Annotated in this window: 15 protein-coding genes; 11 read left to right on the forward strand and 4 right to left on the reverse strand. The window is 60.6% G+C overall.

Annotated elements, in window-relative coordinates:
- The first annotated feature begins 7 nt into the window (after positions 1-7).
- The 6 genes from acs to Q355_RS0110745 all read left to right on the forward strand — a co-directional run bounded on the left by acs (position 8) and on the right by Q355_RS0110745 (position 7,131).
- Positions 8-1,891 carry an acetate--CoA ligase gene (gene acs / locus Q355_RS0110720; protein WP_027877801.1) on the forward strand — a complete coding sequence of 628 codons (1,884 nt, stop codon included), beginning with the start codon at positions 8-10 and terminating at the stop codon, positions 1,889-1,891.
- A gap of 304 nt (positions 1,892-2,195) precedes the next feature.
- The gene (locus Q355_RS0110725; RefSeq protein WP_027877802.1) at positions 2,196-2,450 is read left to right on the forward strand and encodes a DUF4212 domain-containing protein; all 255 of its coding nucleotides are present in this window, start codon (positions 2,196-2,198) and stop codon (positions 2,448-2,450) included.
- 10 nt (positions 2,451-2,460) lie between these two features.
- Positions 2,461-4,188: a sodium:solute symporter family protein gene (locus tag Q355_RS0110730; RefSeq protein WP_027877803.1), complete on the forward strand. Its 1,728-nt coding sequence runs from the start codon at positions 2,461-2,463 to the stop codon at positions 4,186-4,188.
- A 57-nt stretch (positions 4,189-4,245) separates the two neighbouring features.
- Positions 4,246-4,689, forward strand: coding sequence for a hypothetical protein (locus Q355_RS0110735; protein ID WP_027877804.1), 444 nt, complete (start codon positions 4,246-4,248; stop codon positions 4,687-4,689).
- Positions 4,690-4,693: 4 nt separating this feature from the next.
- Positions 4,694-6,499, forward strand: coding sequence for a putative nucleotidyltransferase substrate binding domain-containing protein (locus Q355_RS0110740; protein ID WP_027877805.1), 1,806 nt, complete (start codon positions 4,694-4,696; stop codon positions 6,497-6,499).
- A 26-nt stretch (positions 6,500-6,525) separates the two neighbouring features.
- Positions 6,526-7,131, forward strand: a complete 606-nt coding sequence (locus tag Q355_RS0110745) for a 3'-5' exonuclease (RefSeq protein WP_027877806.1) — start codon at positions 6,526-6,528, stop codon at positions 7,129-7,131.
- 187 nt (positions 7,132-7,318) lie between these two features.
- On the opposite strand, the gene Q355_RS0110750 is transcribed toward Q355_RS0110745, so the two are convergent.
- Positions 7,319-8,341: a lipid II:glycine glycyltransferase FemX gene (locus tag Q355_RS0110750; protein WP_036259278.1), complete on the reverse strand. Its 1,023-nt coding sequence runs from the start codon at positions 8,339-8,341 to the stop codon at positions 7,319-7,321.
- Between the two features lie 146 nt (positions 8,342-8,487).
- Here Q355_RS0110750 and pheA point away from each other — a divergent pair, with 146 nt between their 5' ends.
- The gene (pheA, locus tag Q355_RS0110755; protein ID WP_027877808.1) at positions 8,488-9,330 is read left to right on the forward strand and encodes a prephenate dehydratase; all 843 of its coding nucleotides are present in this window, start codon (positions 8,488-8,490) and stop codon (positions 9,328-9,330) included.
- Positions 9,331-9,555: 225 nt separating this feature from the next.
- On the opposite strand, the gene Q355_RS0110760 is transcribed toward pheA, so the two are convergent.
- Positions 9,556-9,993, reverse strand: a complete 438-nt coding sequence (locus Q355_RS0110760) for a hypothetical protein (RefSeq protein ID WP_027877809.1) — start codon at positions 9,991-9,993, stop codon at positions 9,556-9,558.
- Between the two features lie 124 nt (positions 9,994-10,117).
- Between Q355_RS0110760 and Q355_RS0110765 the strand changes: the two genes are divergently transcribed.
- From Q355_RS0110765 to Q355_RS0110775, 3 genes are all read left to right on the forward strand, one after another.
- Positions 10,118-10,609, forward strand: a complete 492-nt coding sequence (locus Q355_RS0110765) for an OmpH/Skp family outer membrane protein (RefSeq protein ID WP_027877810.1) — start codon at positions 10,118-10,120, stop codon at positions 10,607-10,609.
- A 12-nt stretch (positions 10,610-10,621) separates the two neighbouring features.
- Positions 10,622-11,113: an OmpH/Skp family outer membrane protein gene (locus tag Q355_RS0110770; RefSeq protein ID WP_027877811.1), complete on the forward strand. Its 492-nt coding sequence runs from the start codon at positions 10,622-10,624 to the stop codon at positions 11,111-11,113.
- Between the two features lie 142 nt (positions 11,114-11,255).
- Positions 11,256-14,024 (forward strand): DNA translocase FtsK, encoded by a 2,769-nt coding sequence (locus Q355_RS0110775; protein WP_027877812.1) that lies wholly within the window; start codon positions 11,256-11,258, stop codon positions 14,022-14,024.
- A gap of 170 nt (positions 14,025-14,194) precedes the next feature.
- Here the strand turns inward: Q355_RS0110775 and Q355_RS0110780 are convergent, their stop codons facing one another.
- The gene (locus Q355_RS0110780; RefSeq protein ID WP_027877813.1) at positions 14,195-16,108 is read right to left on the reverse strand and encodes a S8 family serine peptidase; all 1,914 of its coding nucleotides are present in this window, start codon (positions 16,106-16,108) and stop codon (positions 14,195-14,197) included.
- A 74-nt stretch (positions 16,109-16,182) separates the two neighbouring features.
- The gene (locus Q355_RS0110785; RefSeq protein WP_036259282.1) at positions 16,183-18,441 is read right to left on the reverse strand and encodes a vWA domain-containing protein; all 2,259 of its coding nucleotides are present in this window, start codon (positions 18,439-18,441) and stop codon (positions 16,183-16,185) included.
- 93 nt (positions 18,442-18,534) lie between these two features.
- On the opposite strand from Q355_RS0110785, the gene Q355_RS0110790 reads away from it, so the two are divergent.
- The gene (locus Q355_RS0110790; RefSeq protein ID WP_027877815.1) at positions 18,535-18,744 is read left to right on the forward strand and encodes a heavy-metal-associated domain-containing protein; all 210 of its coding nucleotides are present in this window, start codon (positions 18,535-18,537) and stop codon (positions 18,742-18,744) included.
- The last annotated feature ends 144 nt before the right edge of the window (positions 18,745-18,888 follow it).

An 18,888-nucleotide genomic window follows, 5' to 3' on the forward strand; every position in this document is an offset into this window, starting at 1 on the left:
GGCCCCGATGGAACTCGAGCAACTACTAAAATCCAAGGTCAGCTACCGTGCCCCCCAAAGCCAGCAGCAGAGCGCCAACGTGCCCGACTTCTGGGCCGAATACAGCCGCAGCATTCAAGATCCCGAGGGGTTCTGGGGAGAGCAAGCCCGGAAGTTTCACTGGTTCCAGCCTTTCCAAAGCGTGCTGGATTGGAACTTCCCCGACCACCGCTGGTTTTTGGGCGGCCAGACCAACATCACCTACAACGCCCTGGATCGCCATGCGCTGGGTTCCAAACGCAACCAGGTGGCGCTTTTGTATCTGGGGGAGGACGGCAGCGAGCAAAAGCTGACCTACGGCGAGCTTTTAGACCGGGTTTCGCGCCTGGCCACCGGGCTTAGAAGCCTGGGTGTGCAAAAAGGCGACCGGATCATCATTTACATGCCCCTGACCCTCGAGGGCGTTATGGCTATGCTGGCCTGTGCCCGCATTGGGGCCATTCACTCGGTGGTCTATGCCGGGCTGGGGGTTTCGGCGCTACGGGAGCGCATCATGGACGCCGGGGCCCGGCTGGTGATTGCCGGGGACGTAAGCTACCGCCGGGGGAAGACAGTGGACCTCGAGGCCATCGTGCTCCAGGCCATAGAAGACCTGGACGTGCACACGGTCTGGTTCTGCCGCAGCAAAGCAGTTCCAGAGGGGCCCCGCTTCCACGATTTCAACCAGCTGCTCTGGTCGCACAAACCCGAAGCCGAGGCCGTGCCGCTCGACAGCGAACACCCGCTGTTCATCCTCTACACCTCGGGCTCCACCGGCAAACCCAAGGGCGTGGTGCACGTGCACGGTGGCTACATGGTGGGCACGGCCTACCACCTGCGCTCTTTTTTCGACGTGAAGGACAACGATATCTTCTGGGCCACCTCGGACATCGGCTGGATTGTGGGGCATAGCTACATCGTGTATGCCCCTTTGCTGGAAGGCCTCACCAGCGTGTTGCGGGAGGGTGCCCCCGACTACCCCAACCCGGCGGCCATCTGGCAGGCGGTCGAGCGCTACCGGGTCAACGTGATGTTTACCGCCCCCACCGCCGTCCGGATGTTCATGAAGTTTGGGCCCGAGTGGCCCGCCCGGCACGACCTCTCCTCGCTGCGCTTCATTGGCGTGGCAGGCGAACCCCTCAACCCCGAGGCCTGGCAGTGGGCTGCCCAGCACCTCATGGACGGGGGACGGCGCGGCTTTGTGGCCGACAACTGGTGGCAGACCGAGCTTGGCGGCCCCACCCTGGGTACCCCCCTCACCCTGGAGGGCCGACCTGGCTTTGTGGGGGTGCCCCTACCCGGCGTAGAAGCCAAAGTAGTGGATGCCGACGGCAACGAAGTAGCCCCCGGCACGGGAGGCTTACTGGCCCTGGGACGCCCCTTCCCGCACATGATGCGCACCGTCTGGGGCAATCACGCCCGCTACACCCAGTACTGGACGGAAATCCCCGGTAACCTCTACGCCGCCGGCGACGTAGCCAGCAAAACCGCCGAGGGCTACTTTACGGTGCTGGGCCGCGCCGACGACGTGCTCAACGTAGCCGGACACCGCATTGGCACCGCGGATGTGGAAAGCGCTCTGGTCTCGCACCCCGCGGTAGCCGAGGCGGCTGTTATTGGCGTGCCTGACCCCATCAAGGGCGAAAACATCAAGGCTTTTGTGGTGTTGCGCATAGGTCACGAAAAAAGCGAGGCCCTCAAAAATGAAATCGTGCAGCACGTGCGTCTCGAGCTTGGCCCCATCGCCACCCCTGGTGAGCTGGTATTTCTGGACAAGCTCCCCAAAACCCGCAGCGGAAAAATCCTGCGAAGGCTGCTCAAAGCCCAGGAGATGGGACGCGACCCCGGTGACCTGAGCACGCTCGAGGAATAAGAAACGCTTATTCAGGCAAAGGGTGTATTTATGATTTTCGCCCAATGCAGGCTGTGAGTTCTGAACCCCAAGCGATGATCAAACGCTGAATGTACACGTCTGCAACAGCTTTCCCACAGGGGCGGCGCAAGGTTCAAATTCTCATAAAACAAACGATTGCGCTGCTTTTCGCAGATATACAAAAACAGCAAATTTCTTGCCAGGACACAATCTCGGTGTTAGATTCATGGGGCAAGTCTGAAATGCGCTACAGCACCCACCTAAACTACGCTGGTGGCTCGACTTGTGTTATATGGAGGTAGGCATGGATAAAGCAAAGGCCGAGGCGTACTGGAAGGCCAACATCAGCCTGATCCGTAACCTGCTCATCGTCTGGGCATTGGTTTCTTACGGCTTCGGGATTTTGTTGGTTCAGCCGCTGAACAACATCAAGCTCGGAGCGGTTCCGCTGGGCTTCTGGTTTGCCCACCAAGGCTCCATCATCATCTTCGTAATCTTGATCTTCATCTACGTTTCGCAGATGAACAAGATCGACCAGCAGTTCGACGTCCACGAATAGGAGGAGCCCAATGAGCGTAGAACTCTGGACCTGGATCATAGTGCTCCTGACTTTCGGCTTGTATGTAGGCATTGGAATCTGGGCTCGGGTGCGCGAAACCGAAGGCTTTTACGTGGCAGGTCGCGGCGTGCCCCCCATCGCCAACGGTATGGCTACCGCCGCCGATTGGATGAGTGCGGCCAGCTTTATCTCGATGGCCGGCCTGATCTCCACCCTGGGCTACGACGGCACCATCTACCTGATGGGCTGGACTGGCGGCTATGTGCTGCTGGCCTTGTTGCTGGCCCCCTACCTGCGCAAGTTTGGCAAGTTTACCGTACCGGACTTCGTAGGTGACCGCTACTACTCCCAGACGGCGCGGGTGGTGGCGGTGATTGCAGCGGTGTTCGTCTCGTTTGTGTACGTCATCCCCCAGCTGGTCGGGGTGGGTACAGTCTTCGCTCGCTACCTGGGTGTGCCCAGCGTTACTGGTCTGTGGATTGGGGTAGCGGTAACGGCTATGTTCGCGGTGATTGGGGGCATGAAAGGCATTACCTGGACCCAGGCCGCACAGTATACGGTTCTGATCATCGCCTACTTGATCCCGGCTTTTGCCATCTCCAGCATCCTCACCGGTAACCCTATCCCCCAGCTGGCCCTCACCTTTAGCGATATCACCACCCGCCTCAATCAGCTACAGGTAGATTTGGGCTTTACCCAGTACACCCAGCCGTTCCAGCGCTTCGACATGCTGAACATATTCTTGATTACAGCATGTCTGATGTTTGGTACGGCTGGTTTGCCCCACGTGATCATCCGCTTCTACACCGTACCCACGGTCAAGGACGCACGCGCCTCTGCCGGTTGGGCGTTGCTCTTCATCGCTCTGCTCTACACCACCGCACCGGCCATCTCGGTCTTTGCCCGCTACAACCTGATCAACACCTTGCACGGCAAAACCTTCGAAGAAGTGCGACAGATTGACTGGGTGGCCAAGTGGGAGAAAACCGGCCTGCTGCGCTTTGTAGACAAGGATAACAACGGCACCATTACCATTGCCAAGGGCAACGCCTTCAAGTTCATCCCGGGCACCACCCGCCCCGATGTCAACAACCCCGACACCACCAGCGCCAACGAGGTGTTCATCAACAACGACATCATCGTGCTCTCCACCCCCGAGGTTGCCAAGCTAGCCCCCTTCATCATCGCCCTGGTGGCAGCGGGCGGTCTGGCCGCGGCCCTCTCTACGGCCTCCGGCCTGCTGATCGTAATCTCCTCGGCGCTCTCGCACGACCTGTACTACCGGATCATCAACCCACGGGCCACTGAGGGGCAGCGGCTGCTGGTAGCCCGTGTAGGCATTTTGCTGGCAGTGCTCATCGCAGGTTATTTTGGGCAAAACCCGCCCGGATTTATTGCCCAGTTGGTCGCTTTTGCCTTCGGGCTAGCAGCCAGCAGTTTCTTCCCGGCCATTTTGCTGGGCATCTTCGATAAGCGCACCACCCGCGAGGGGGCCATCACTGGGATGGTGGTGGGGCTGGTCTTCACGGCGTTCTACATCATCGGGGTGAGCTACTTTGGCATGCCCCGCTGGTTCCTGGGTGTGAGCCCCGAGGGCATCGGCACGGTGGGGATGCTGCTCAACTTTGTGATTACCTATTTCGTTTCACGTATGACCCCCGAGCCGCCCAAAGAAGTACAGGAGCTGGTGGAGTCGGTGCGGATTCCGCGCGGTGCCAAGGACGCACACTACCACTGATCCAAATCCTTGGGGTGGGCAGAAGCCCACCCCCCTTTTTTTCGGTAATATCGTGTTATGGCCACCAATAAAAACCTGGAACCAGTCAAAAAAAGCAATGTTTTTGTACCCGCCGATCTAAGCCTGCGCTTGCTGCGACTTCTGGTTGGAATTTCCGCTTTCTTGTTTTTGTTTTATGCGCTGGGCCATTATCTGACCGGTTGGCCCTTTCCCACTCCTTTTGACCTGTTGCGAATCGCTACGGCGGTGGTGCTGGGAGGGCTCCTGGGACTCATTTTTTCCCGTTTCTGGCCCTTGCCGCCCAAACCTGGTTTTGAACGGATTTTTCGGGTCTTTTTCTTGTTGCTTCCGGCCTTGCTTTTTGGGTATGCCCTGCAGGTAATTTCAGGTGCCAACCAGGCTTTGAGCCTCATTTTGCCACTTTCGGCCTGGCTGGGCTCCGGTTTGATTATTCGACTGCCAGACGAGGGGCAAAACTCCCCGGCAAAGTCGGCAAAATAGGCTTGTGAATCCGGTTGATTTTATTCGTGAGCATGCCCCCTTCCACCTGTTGCCCCCAGAAGCCCTGGGCCAGGTGGAGCGGGGTCTGGAGATAACCTTTTATCCCAAGGGCAGCAAGGTATTGGAGCGCAACGGCCCCAAAAGCCAGCACCTGTACATGATTCGAAAGGGTCTGGCCCGTCTCGAGCGCGATGGTCAAGCTATGGTTCATCTGGAAGAGGGGGACATTTTTGGCTATCCCTCCCTCATCGCACAAGACACACCGGCCTTCGATGTGATTGCCGAGGAAGACCTGCTGGTCTACCGCTGGCCTGAAAAGGTCTTCCATCAGCTAATGGAGTATCGCCCGTTTGCCGAGTTTTTTACCAAGGGCCTGGCGGAGCGCTTGCGTCTGGTAACGCAGCGCGAGGGCCTCGAGCTGACCAGCATTGACCTCAGCCTGCCCGTGGGCGAGCTGGTAACCCGGCCGCCGGTATTTGTAGCGCGCAATGCCACGGTGCAAAAAGCCGCAGAAGTCATGCGTGAACACCAGATCAGCTCGGTGCTGGTCGAGGGCAGTCCAATGGGTATCCTGACCGACCGCGACCTACGCAACCGGGTGCTGGCCGTGGGGAAAGGCCCCGATACCCCTTTGCTTGAGGTGATGAGCGCCCCTGCCAAAACCCTGCCCGCCAGCACCCCCTTATTTGAAGCCCTCTCCTTTATGGTGGCCCAGGGCATTCACCACCTGCCAGTCGAGCAAGACGGACAAATTTTGGGGGTGGTAACCGATACCGTATTCATGCGACAGCAGGCCAGAAGCCCCTTGCACCTACTACGGCGGCTCGAGCGCACCCGCAGCCTGGATGACCTGAAAGGCTATGCCCAAGAGCTGAGCGGCATCGCCGAGTCGCTGCTGGCGGGGGGCCTGGGGGCCAGCGAAATTGGCCGCAGTGTCAGCTCGCTCAACGATCAGTTAATTCACATCTTGCTTCAGATGGCCGAAGAGCGCCTGGGTGCGCCCCCTACGCCTTACGCCTGGATTGTCTTCGGCTCCGAAGGGCGCATGGAACAGGCCTTGCTCACCGACCAGGACAATGCCCTGGCCTATGCCGAGGAAAGCCCCGAAGCGAGGCGCTACTTTGCCGAGCTAGCCGAGTATGTGGTGGGCGGCCTGATTCAGGCTGGCTTTCCTCCCTGCCCTGGCGGTTATATGGCCACCCACTGGCACAAACCCATCTCCGAGTGGCAAAAACTCTTCCAGCACTGGGTCGAGACCCCCACCCCGCAGGAGTTGCTCGAGGCCCAGATTTTCTTCGATTTCCGCAATGTTCACGGCGAGCTTTCGCTAGAAGCCCTGGACAAAATAGTGGCTACCAGCGGTGAGCAGGGAATCTTTTTGGCGCACCTGGCCCGGGCTTCTTTGCAGTTTCGGCCCCCCATCGGTTTTCTCCGTCGAATTAAGGAAGAAGACGGTGGCGTGGATATCAAGAAGGGGGGTATCGCCCCCATCGTCAGCCTGGCCCGGGTATACGCCCTGGAAGCAGGCAGCCTCGCCAAAGGAACCGTTGAGCGCCTAAGGGCCGCAGCCCACAAGAACAAGCTGAGCCAGGAAGGGGCCGAGACCCTCATTGAAGCCTTCGGTTTTCTGATGCGCTTAAGGCTGCGTCAGCAGCTCGCGAGCATACGGCAGGGACTTCCCCCTAGCAACAAGATTCAACTGGATAACCTTTCCTCGCTCGAACGCCGTCACCTCAAGGAAGCCTTTTTACAGATCCGCCAAATGCAGGAGTCCATGAGCCTCCGCTTCCAAACAGACCGGCTGGGCTAGTAGCGCCAGCACCTGACAACCCCTCTATGAACCTGTGGCCTTTTCGCAAAAGCCCCCCTTGGAACGAGGTTCACTACTGGGCTTTGGACCTGGAAACCAGCGGGCTGAACCCTTCTGATCAGATTCTATCGGTGGGGATGGTTCCCATCCGAAACGGGGTTATCGAGTTCGGTGCACACTTTTATAGCCTGGTGAGGCCAGCACACCCCGAGGCCCTTTCGACCGAGGGTATCAAGGCCCATCACATCCTGCCCTGCGAGCTGGAGACTGCACCGCCCCTACCCGAAGTGCTTGAGGAAATACAACGACGCATCGGCCAGGACGTGCTGCTTTTGCACTTTAGCTCGGTAGATTTGGGGTTTCTGCGGCAAAGCTATAAGGCCCTGGGGCGACCCTGGATAAAACCCGTGGTGGTGGACACCGCAGTGCTGCTGACCAGACTGAGCGAACGACGGCGGCGGCTCGAGCCCCACAGCAAGCCCTATCCCAGTGGGCTGGGAGCGGCCCGGGCCCTGTTCGGCCTGCCCCCCCACCTCGAGCACCATGCCCTGTGGGACGCCCTGGCAACAGCCGAGCTGTTTCTGATGCTGCGGCACCAACTACAAGCACAAACCCTGCGCCAGCTCGTATGAACCCCGCCTGAATCGTTCCGCTAGGGATTGTTGGAGCACCATTGTATTTCAGGCTGTTGCTACACGCGCTTCAGGCGGGAGCCCCAGAAAAAGAACAAATCGAAGACATCCCTTATCACCTGATTTTCCGAAAAGCCTGAGCCAAACGACCAAAATTGGGCCAGCGGAAACCGCACTCTGCAAAACCCTACAGCACATCGCGGGTGGTGCCTCGAGTTCGGTAGTTAATCCAGCTTTTCCTCAGGCGCAAAGCCTTTTTAACAGGCCCATAAAGGGGCGACAGGGCCACATCATAGGACGGGAATCGCACCCGCTGCCCACCAAAACCTTCTTTGAAGGCGTCGATGCCAGCGGCATGGCTGCCTTCGGTCTGGCGTGGCACACCCCATAAGTCGTAGATGCGGTAACCCTTCTCGATGCCCCACTGCATGGCTCCCCAGTGCATGCCATTGGGGGCCTTGGCGTTGGAGTTCTCGCGGCTGCTTCCGCCATAGAGGTAGTCCACCTTTCCCGCAAAGGCCACAAACAAGCCGGCTGCCAGGGCCCTGCCCTGCAAGCGGGCGATGGAAATAAAAGCCTCTCCCAGAGGCTGGTTCATCTCGCGCAAAACGGTCTGATAGTAGACTTTGGCATGTTGCAGGAGCCTGGCCCGGCGGTTGGTCTCCTCGAACAACTGCCAGAACTCCTCGAAGGCCTCCATGCCCTCGATGCTGGTAACCACGCGCTTTTCGGCCAGCTTGGTGTTGCGCCGGTGCATGTTGTCCATCTGTGCCAGCAGGCCTTCGCGGCCCTGCCTCAGGTCAAGCCAGATGGAGTATTCGGGTTGAATGGTCTCTTCGATGTGGGCCTGGGGGAACTCTTTAACTGGCTGGCTAGCAGGAATTCCAACTTCGGGCTCGAGCTTCAGATACACCGCCCCATTTGCTTTTTGCTTCAGGGCCTCGACCACCCTGGGCAGGTCGTCCAGCTCCCGCAGGGCCGGCCCACGGGGGGCATAAAGCATCGAGAGTGGCCCCCCCAACCGCCGCCGAAAAAGCTGGGCCGCTGCAATTAGCTGCTCACCATCAAATACCGCCCAGCGCTCCGGCTGCCAGCCCGAAAGTTTTTTGACCTCACCCCAGCCCCACGACTGTAAAGCGCTGGCAATAGGCAACGATGACACCATCTGGTTCCAGATGGCAGCCTGGGAAATGGGTTCCAATCTCAACACAGGCTACCATTATGCCCCACAAAAGGGGCGGATGGACAACGGTCGTGTTTTCTGCCGCAGCAGCTCTGATATAGCCCACCCCGGAGCGCTCCGTTTCCACCACACCCTTTATGTGGGGTCGGGAAAAACCTATACTGGGCTAAGTTATGCGTATTGCTTTCCAGGGAACCGAGGGTGCCTACAGCGAAGAAGCCTCGCTCAAAGCCTTCCCAAATGCCCAGACCATTGGCCTGCCCACCTTTCACCAGGTATTTTCGGCGGTATCCAATCACGAAGTAGACCTGGGGGTAGTTCCGGTAGAAAACACCACCGCCGGCATCATCAACCAGACCTACGATCTGCTGCTCGAGACCGACCTGCATGTGGTCGGCGAGCTGGTGCTGAAGGTCGAGCACTGCCTGCTGGCCCCGCCGGGAACCCGTCTGGAAGAGATTCGCAAGGTCAAGAGCCACCCCCAGGGCCTGGCCCAGTGCGACGGCTTTATTGCCCGCTACAAGCTCGAGGCCGAACCCGTCTACGACACCGCCGGAGCCGCCCGCGAGCTGGCCGAGCACCCCCAGCCCGGCCTGGCCGCCATTGCCAGCCGGCGCGCTGCCGAACGCTACGGCCTGGCAGTGCTGGCCGAGGGCATTCAGGACTTTATTGGCAACTACACCCGCTTCTTTGTGCTTTCGCGGGAAGATATGCCCCGCCAGGAAGGCCCGTACAAAACCTCGGTGGTTTTTACCACCCGCCACCGACCGGGCGAGTTACTGGCGGCCTTACAGGCTTTTGCCGACCAGGGCATCAACCTGACCAAGCTCGAGTCACGTCCGCGCCGCGACCCCGACCGCCCTTTCTCCCCTATTTTCTATGCCGACTTCGAGGGCCACGCCGAAGACCCAGGGCCTTCCCAGGCTTTGCTAACCCTTTTGCGTCGGGCCTCGTTTGTCAAGGTGCTGGGCTCATACCCCGCCGTAACCAGCTGGGGCCTCCTCAAGGAGCCATAAAACAGGCGCCCCTCCTGTGGGCGCCTGGCAAAAACAACTTGATTTTCACCTCCTACTGGGGCTGGCACTTGAGGAGCCGCAGGTTTCAGGTGGGGTTCATATGACTTGGGGCTAAGTTGCGCCAGGGTAGATTGGCAAAATCCGCGGAATGAGTCTATGCGTACCTGGCGCAATTCCTAAAGCGATCTTTCGGAACAGCATCTTGCATTTCAACTATGCAGACACTTAGCGGAAAGTAGCTCCAAGCAATACGCGCCCATACGGAGAACCGTTAAAGGGGAAAATGCTCTGGCCCCCAATAAACAGACCTGTATCGCGGTCGAGGGCAAACTCGAGCCCAGCGTCCAGGGTCAGGGCAAAGTTGGCATTGGGCAAGCGCAGGCCCAGGCCGCCGCCAAAGTAAGGCTTGATGCCCCGTAGATCCCGGTCAAACTGGCCCAGGTCGGGCTTAAAAAGCACCTCACCCCCGATCAGGAAGGCGGGCCCCTGAAAAATCACATCGCCGTAGATCAGGGCCACCAGGTCACGCTGAAGGTTGGCCTCGAGGCCAATCCCCAGGGCCGGCGAGGGCACCGAGATACGAAGCTGGAAAGACCTTTGGGCAAAGCCTGTAGAGGCAAACGCCAGCAACAACAAGGCTATCAGAACAGGTAAACGTTTCATGACACACACCTCTGCTTTTGAGGTTTCAAACCTCATAGGCGATACCATAGCCCAGCCTGGCCTAAATGACCAGTGGCCTAGCTCTCACGCTACGCTAAGGGCCTGCCCTTACAGTATGGCGCGTATGAAGCGATTTTCACTGTTTGTGCCAATCCTGGCCGGATTACTCTTAAGCAGCCTGCTGGTGGCACAAACCCAGCCCACAGCCAACAAAATTGGCTACCTCAACGCCAGGGCTGTGGTAGAAGCCCATCCCCAGTTTGCTAAGGTGAAGGAAATTCAAACCAAAGCCGAAGCGGAACTCAAGCCCCTTCGCGAGCAGTTACAGTCCCTGGACACCAAACTTCGTGCTGGCAACGCAACCGCCCAGGAACAGCAAGCCTACCGTACCGCGGCCCAGAACCTGGAAGCGGCAGGCCAGAAGTGGACCGAGCAGCAAAACGCCGTCCTACGGCCCATCACAGAGGATATTGACAAGGTTATTAGCAAGGTGGCCAAGGAGCAAGGTTTTGCTATTGTGTTGGATCAGGAGGTTGCCGCCAGCAGTGGCCTGGTTGTTTATGCCGCCCAGGAGCTCGATCTGACCCAGGCCATCGTGCGGGCCTTACCCAAATAACGGAGAAAACATATGAACAAGAACTGGTTGTTTGCTGTGGCACTTCTAAGCTTGCTGCTGGGTGGCTCCCTCATCGCGCAAAACCGCCCCACACCGAACCGCATTGGCTATGTGGATGCCGAGAAGGTGGTGCAAGCCCACAAGGACTTCAAAAAGGTGCAGGACATCCGCAATCAGGCCGAGCGTGAATTAAAGCCCATCCGCGACCAGCTTCAACCCCTCGAGGCCAAGCTGCGGGCCGGAAACGCCACCGCCAAAGAGCAGCAGGATTATCGTGTGCTGGCCCAAAGCCTGCAAGAAGCGGGCAAGAAATGGACTGACCGCACCAACGCTGCCCTGAAGCCGATCACTGAAGAAATTGACCAGGTCATCGCCCGGGTGGCCCAGCAGCAGGGCTTTGCCATGGTATTTGATAAGAAGGTGGCGGCCACCAGTGGTCTGGTTGTTTATGCTGCCGACGAACTCGAGATCACCGATGCCGTGATCAAAGCCCTCCCCAAGTAAGCTATACCTCGCAGGCCACAGGTTGCTATAAAGCACCTGCGGCCTGTAGCGTTGAGCAAGCTGATATACCGCCAACCACCAGAAATATAGCGTCTGCAACGCAACCCTTGTGCGCCCGGGCAATATGTTAGAATCGTAAGCGATGGCGAAGGGCAAATCCAAAGCAGGTAAAGCAGGCAAAGCCTCCCCCACGGAACGCAAGCGCGACCTCGAGGCTTTCGCTTTGCTGGTAATGGGACTGGCAGCGCTGCTGGCTGCCGCCATCTATTTTGGCTCCAATCTGGCTGGGCAGGTAGGCAGCAGTATTCAGGGGTTTTTCTGGGGCAACCTGGGGTATCTGGCCTGGCTTATTCCCCCAACGCTGGCCTTGCTTAGCGTGTGGCTGCTGCTGGATCGGCCTCTGGGCGGTTTTGCCAGAACCACCGCCCTGGTATCGCTGGCAGGTGTAATCACCCTGCCACTGGTGGCCCATCTCTCCAGGCCTTCCGGGGGGCTGCTGGGCAGCAGCCTGCACGGTTTGTTGGTGGGCAATTTAGGCAATTTCGGCCTGCTCATTCCCCTGCTGGCCCTCAGTTTGGTGGCCGACCTGGCTCTACACCGGAAGCCTGGTTTCCTCCTCAGCAAGGGTTTTCGGCGCGTCGTGCTGGCAGGCAGGCGTTTGTACCAGGCCTTTCGCCTTTCCCAGGCGGCCAATCGGCTGCTTCAGGAGGTTCGGGCTCTGGCTATGCGCTACCCCGAACACAAGGCCTTGCTAACCCTACAAACAGACCTCGAGGCTTTTCGCCGCAATCCCCAAGACCGCGAGGCCATCGAGGGGCTGGCCCGGTTGCTGAACGACTTTAAAACCGAACGCAGCAAAGAGTTAGCGGGTAAGCTGGCCGCCGAGGCGCGTCCCCTTGCGGAACGCCTCGAGCGCCTGGCTGCTGCGCTGGCTGCGCCGCTACAAGGCGATGGTCTGGCCCAGACCTTGGAGGAACGCCGCGCAGCCCTGCTGCTGGAGATTGGCGCGCTGCTTAGCAAAACCCAGACCCTCACCCGCCAGGCCGAGGCTGCCGCCAAAGTGCTGGCCAGCCCCAGCACGGCACGGGTTTTGCTAACGCTCTTAGACGAGCACCAAAACCGCCTGGCGGCCTGGCAGGAATGCGAAGCCCTTACACGGAACCTGGAACAGCGGGTAGACGGCTGGCTGCGCTGGGAAGAGTGGGTGGAGTCTGCGCCGCTGGAAGCCCATCCGGCTGGGCTACGGGTTTTGCTGGAAAAGGGCCTGCAGGCCGAACCACCCGCCTTCGAGGTGGCAACGGCCAGGCCCCCCGCCGAGCCGACCTTCGACTTCGATCTGATCTTCCCCGAACCCGACAGGGTGCAGACTGCCGGCAAAACGGCTGCGCCGGAAAACCCCATAAGCAAGAGCACAAGCACCCCCGTTTCTTCCGCTTCGGCCAGGTCTTCGACAGCCCTAAGGCTGCCAGGCTTCGATCTACTTGATCCCCCCGAGCCTCCTCGCTTCGACCCCAAGATTCTGGAATACAACACCCAGCGGCAGGTTGAGCTCATCAACAACACGCTGAAGCATCACGGGGTGGAGGCCCGGGTGGTGAGCTGGTCCCGCGGGCCCACGGTTACGCGTTTCGAGCTCGAGCCCGCCCCCGGTGAAAAAATCAGCCGGGTGCAGAACCTCCACAACGACCTGGCCCTGGCCCTGGCCGCCGGCTCGGTGCGTATCGAGGCACCCATCCCGGGCAAAAGCGTGATTGGCCTCGAGGTGCCCAACACCGAGCGTGAGCTGGTGCGCTACAGCGAGGCCATCCAGTCCAGCGCCTTTACCCGCAGCAAAGACACCCTGCCGATGGTACTGGGCAAGAGCATCGACGGCGAGGTCTGGGTGAGGGATCTGGCCCGCATGCCGCACCTGCTGATTGCCGGCTCTACTGGCTCGGGTAAGTCGGTGGCGGTCAATACCCTCATCACCAGCCTGCTCTTCAAGTACCTAGCCACCGAGCTGCGCTTCTTGATGATTGACCCCAAGATGGTGGAGCTTACGCCCTACGAGGGTATCCCGCACCTGGTGCGGCCGGTGGTGACCAACCCCGCCGACGCCGCCGGGGTACTCCTGGGCGCAGTAGCCCACATGGAGCGGCGCTACAAGATGATGAGCCAGGTGGGCGCGCGCAACCTCGAGCAGTTCAACCAAAAGATGCGGGCCGCAGGCGAGGCCACCCTGCCCTATCTGGTCATCGTGATTGATGAGCTGGCCGACCTGATGATTACCGCCCCCAAGGAAGTGGAACAGGCCATTTTGCGCCTGGCCCAGATGGCCCGCGCCACCGGGATGCACCTGATCCTGGCTACCCAGCGCCCCTCGGTGGACATCCTGACCTCGCTCATCAAGGTTAATATCCCCGCCCGGATGGCCTTCGCGGTCTCGTCGGGCTTCGATTCCCGCACCATCCTGGATACCTACGGGGCCGAGCGGCTGGTAGGGCAGGGCGATATGCTCTTCCACCAGCCGGGTCTGCCCAAGCCAGTGCGCCTGCAAGGCCCCTTCCTATCCGAGACCGAGGTGCACCGCATCGCCGCCTTCTTGCGCGAACAGAGCTTCGAGGACGCCTTCGTGGTGCAGTACGGCAGCGATTTTGAAGGCCCCCTGAACCTGGGCGGGGGCGGGGGGGCTGATGCGGGTGAGATCGACTTTGGCGACCCCCTGCTCAAGAAAGCCGCCGAGATTGTGATTGAGGAGGGCTACGCCTCAGTCTCGAGGCTTCAGCGCCGACTCTCGGTGGGGCACGCCCGCGCCGGCAAGCTGGTAGACGCCCTCGAGGCCATGGGCATCGTGGGGCCGCACCAGGGCAGCAAGCCCAGGGATGTGCTGATTACCCGCGACCAGCTACCGGAGTACTTTGGCGGAGGATAGCCACAATACGTTATGGTGCCTCGAGCTACACCGTTACAAATGTCTTTGATTTGTTCTTTTTCTAGGGCCCCCGCCTGAAGCGCAGCAGCAACAGTTCGAAAAACGATGGTGCTTCAACCCGTTCCTAACGGAACGATTCAGGCGGGGTTGATATCACGCCTTGCCAAAACCTACGGCCCCACATATAGCGTCCCCAGGTCGAGGGTGCTTCGGCCACTCACCTGCACCAGGCGTTCCACCCTGGGCTCGCCGTTATCGCATAGACCATTGCCCGAGTCGTCACGGCAGGCGGTCACCAGGTAGCTTCCCGGCACCAGATGGGTTTGAAACTGCCCATTCACCACCGGAACCTGCCTGGAGCTGGGACCACTGAAGCTGACTACAAAATCGCCTTTGGGCAAGGTCCAGGCAAAAGCGCCCGGCAGGTTGAGCAGGCCATGCCCATAGGCATCGTCGCGGCCAGGAGCGCCCAGGTCGGTCAGGTTGGCGCGAAGCAGGTTCCAGGCCTCGCTGGCCGTGCTGGCCCGGCCACTCGACAATAACATGGCCAGGGCCGCCGCTACCTGGGGGGTGGCCTGGGAAGTGCCCATATAGAAGGTGTAGTTGGGTAAGTTGGTGGTGTAATTCCAGGTGGTTGAAAGAATACCACCGCCGGGCTGGGTGGTGTTGCCACCCGGGGCTGCCACATCTACCCTGCTGTTTTGTTGGCTATAGAAGGTCACTTGATTGTTCTGATCGGTGGCCGCAACTGAGATAGCCCCTGGGCAAGAAGCTGGATAGACCATCGCACCAGGACTCCGGTTCTGAAAATTACCGGCAGCTGCCACTACCAGCACCCCCCGCGCAACCACATCCGCCACCGCCTCGCACATTATGTGAGAGAAGTTTGGCGCACCCAGCGAAAGATTGATGACCTGCACAGGCCGGGGGTTGAGCAGCGTCTGGCCGGCTTTCTGCACCGGAATGCCCGCGGCATAGCGGATGGCCAGGGCCACGTCCTCGAAAGTACCATTGCCACTCGGGTCTAATACCCGCAGCGGCAGCACCTTGATGGGGGCATTGTAGGCCATCCCGACGATGCCCGAGTCGGTGCAGGTGGGGCAGGCCGGCGTAAAGGTACCGCTGGTCGCCACCATAATGCCGGTTACGTGGGTTCCGTGGCTGCCCCCGGTCGGGGCCTGCTGGTCGCACGGGTCGGTGGGGTCGGTGTCGCCGGGGTTGTTGGGGACGGGGGAACCACAGGGGCCGTCGGGAGGCGCGGCGTCGCCCACAAAATCGTAGGCGCCTTCCCCGGGATGCCAGAGCTTACCTGCAAGGTCGGGGTGGTCGTAGCGCACCCCGGTATCCACCACCGCTACCGTGATGGGGTTTGGGTAGGTTTGCAGGTACGTAAAGCGTGCGCCGGTGGTGCGCAGGTACCACTGCTGGGGGTAAAACTGGTCGGTGGGCTCGCCCTGGGCCGTTACGATGCCGTTTATTTCGGCCCACTCCACGCTGGGGTCGAGGCGCAGACGCTGCAACAACGCCGCTGGGCTCGAGGTAGAAAGCTTAGTTACACGGCCCACCTGGTCGTGCGAGAGCACCCGGACTCCCTGGGGCAAGGCCACTGCCCGCAGGTCTCGGCGGTACTTGACCAGGATCTCGGTTTGCTTCGCGCTTTGGGTTTCCGGCAGAGCCTGAGCGGACATTGCTCGAGTTCCCAGGCCTATGGTCTGGGCGTTGGGGGGCCCCCCCTCGGCCACCGCACCCACCACCCGCACCAGGGGCAGGCGCACTTCAACCGTGGCTTCCACGTCGCCCGAGACCATCAGGCGGCCAGTGTACTCCGGCTGGTCGGCAACCTCGCCGGCAAAATCGGCCTTGAGCTGAACCACTTTGGGGCCGATACCGCTGCTGGGGCTTACCCTGAACCAGTTGCTGAGTGCATCTACGCGCCAGGCCACGTTGGTACCCACCCGCAAGGCCAGGCTGCCCTCGAGGCCCTCCATAACCACCACGCCAGGAATGGTGTGGGCCGGGGCCAAAGCCCCCTGGGTCGAGCAGCCTGCCAGCACCAGCAAAACCGAAAGAATATAGAGGCGCATCTACTTCACACTAGCGCCGTAGAGGCATAAGTCAAGCCAGTTTTGAACAATACCAACTGGTTGCGAAGAGCACTCTAGTCACCCGCAACCGCCGTAAATCGCCTGTGTTCCAGGTAACGCTCCAGCAAAAACAACAGCAGCGCCAGGGCAAGGAGTGGCAGTTGCAGGTTCAGGGCTTTGCGGCCCTCCAGGCGGCGGAGTTCGTCGGTGCTGGCAAGCAACTGGCCTCCGCTGGCTTCCGCAAGCTGGCCCAGGTTGGCCCGGCCATCCTCCAGGCGCCACTCCGGCAGGCTGGGCAAGGCAAATCGCAAGCGCGGTTGTTCATTCTCGAAGACCACCGCCTGGCCCGTAGCTTCCTTGGGCAAGCGGGCCTCGAAGCGCAGGGGCCCGGTAGGGGCAAAGCTCTGTTCCAGCCCGCTTGCCCGCAGGCTCGGGCGTTCAAACTGGCCCTCGAGCAGCACCTTTACAAAATCGTCCTCCCGTATGGCCTGCACACGGGGGCGGGCCGGGGTCTGCGCAAGCCAGCGCACCAGCTCGGCCAGAAGGGCAGAGGCGCCTGGCCAGTCCTGCCAGGAGCGCGAAAGGTCGGTGGTCAGGGCCGCTACCCGGCCCCGCCCGCTCTCCCCCACCGCCAGTACGGCGCCCTCGCCCGAGCTGAGCAGGGTCTGGGCCCAGGGTTTGGTTCTGGCTGGCAGTATCACCCGCAGGGCAGAAGGGTTGGTGTCGCGGGTGACAGGATGTGGCCGCACCGAAACCGGGAAGTTGCCCTCGAGGGCTTCCCGCTTGAAGGCCCGCTGGGCCTCCTCGAGGAAAAAGCGGGGCAGGTCTTGCGGGCTGGGCACATCCCAGAAGCTGCCGCCCCCAGCCTGGGCCAGCTCACGCAAAAACTGGCGGTCGGCGTCAGCTCCAATCGCCACCGTGCTGGTTTTGATCTTGGGGCTGGCATCGCGGGCCGCATCGAACAGATCGGGGGTTACATCGGCGGCCAGCCCATCGGTCAGGGCGATGACCTGTTTGGATGCGGTAGGGACTTGCTCTAAAGCCTCCAGGGCCTCGAGGTAGGCCCGGCGAATCATGGTGCCTCCCCCTGCCGAGGTAGACAGCAACAGGCTCTCGGCCTCTTTGCGGCCCTGCTCGGTCATGGGCCGCGGGCGGAACAGCCAGCGCGGGCGGTCGGAGAAAATTACCACCCCGATGTAGTCCTGGGGGCGTGCCGAGCGGATTAGCTCGAGCGAACCCACCACCGCCAACCCCAGCTTGTCGGCCTCGAGCATGCTGCCCGAGACATCCAGCACCAACACGATCCCCACCCCACCTGGCTCTTCCAGCGGCTCCACCGGCAGGCTATCGGCCAGGCTGGTGCGCTCCCAGCCACCAAAAAACAATCCCCTGGGGGTGGCCGTCCACAAGAGGCTGCCGCCCTGGTTCAAAAAGCTTTGCAGGGCATCCAGCTCGGCAGCCGATAGATCCCGCGCCCCTACCCCCAGGGCCACCACCTCGGCCCGGATTGGCAGGGTAATTTCTTGCCGCTCCTCCACGGCGAAACCCTGGGCTTTGAGGTAGCGGGCCAGGGCCGCATCCCCCAGCACCCAGACCCGGGTGGCGTCGGAGGGGCTTAGCTCGAGGCGGGCTTGTTCGCTACCCAAGGAACTCTCCACCTGCGCCGTTACCACAGCAGGCCCGTCCAACTGAAAACGATACCCCAGGCTGGTGCGCCCAGGTTCAAGCTCGAGGTCGCGCTCGAGCCGCCCCGCTGGGCCGTTTATGGTCAGCCTGGCCCGTATGCGCTCGGGGGACGATCCCCTATCGGGACTCGCTGGCGCTCGTGCACCAACGGACGAACCCCTATCGGGACTCGCTGGCGCTTGTGCAAAGGTGGAATCCAACACCGCCCGCACCTCGATGGTTTCACCCTTAGCAGGCAGGGCCGGGGCCAGAAGCGATAGTGAGATGTGGGGGCTGGGGGGCAGATAAATGCCATAGATGGGAATGCCTACCGGCTCGGCCTTATCCTGAAAAAGGCCATCCGAGACCAGCACAATGCGGTCTGGGTTCAGGGCCTGGGCTTTCCGCAGCGCCTCTTTAAGCAGCGTACCCTCACCCAGATCCAGCCTGCGGGCCGTGGGCGAGGCCACCTGAACCGCCCCGCTGGCAAAAGCCACGTACTGCGCGCCCGGCAGATTTAGCTGCGGTGCCACCTCCCACACCGCCGCGCGCACCGAGGGGCTTTGGTCGAGCAACACAACGGTTCGCACCGGCCGCACAGGCAGGCTGGGCCCCCAGAATGCCAGCAGCAGCAAGGCCATCACGGCAGCGCGAAGCCAGAACAACATGGGTTCATTATCGAGTATCCCCCTTATGCAAAAGTAAACCGCAGATACCAGACCATGACCAAGGGCCACGCATCCAATACAATTAGAACCAGTATGAACCGAGTGTTGCTGGGTGTGCGGGGCATGGAGCGACCTGAGCAAGTAGCCAAGGTATCGGGCGCGATTAGAAGACTTGAAGGTGTGCACAGCGTCCAGCCTGCCGATAAAGGGCAGCTCGAGGTCGAGTACGACCCACAGCAGCTCACCGTGATGGACTTGATCCGGGTTGTGCGGGAGCAGGGCTTTCTAGCGGGCATGCTGTAGCACCCGATTCGGCCCACTAGAAACATCTAATTTTGGAAATCCCACTGGCTTGTTCCCTTGACCTAAAGAGTTTGTAAAAGACCACAGTGAACGTATTTGAAGGGCTTTTTATCATTAAACCCCCGGGTAGAACCCGGGGGTAAG

The sequence above is a fragment of the Meiothermus cerbereus DSM 11376 genome (genome assembly GCF_000620065.1).
GTDB classification, from domain to species: Bacteria; Deinococcota; Deinococci; order Deinococcales; family Thermaceae; genus Meiothermus; species Meiothermus cerbereus.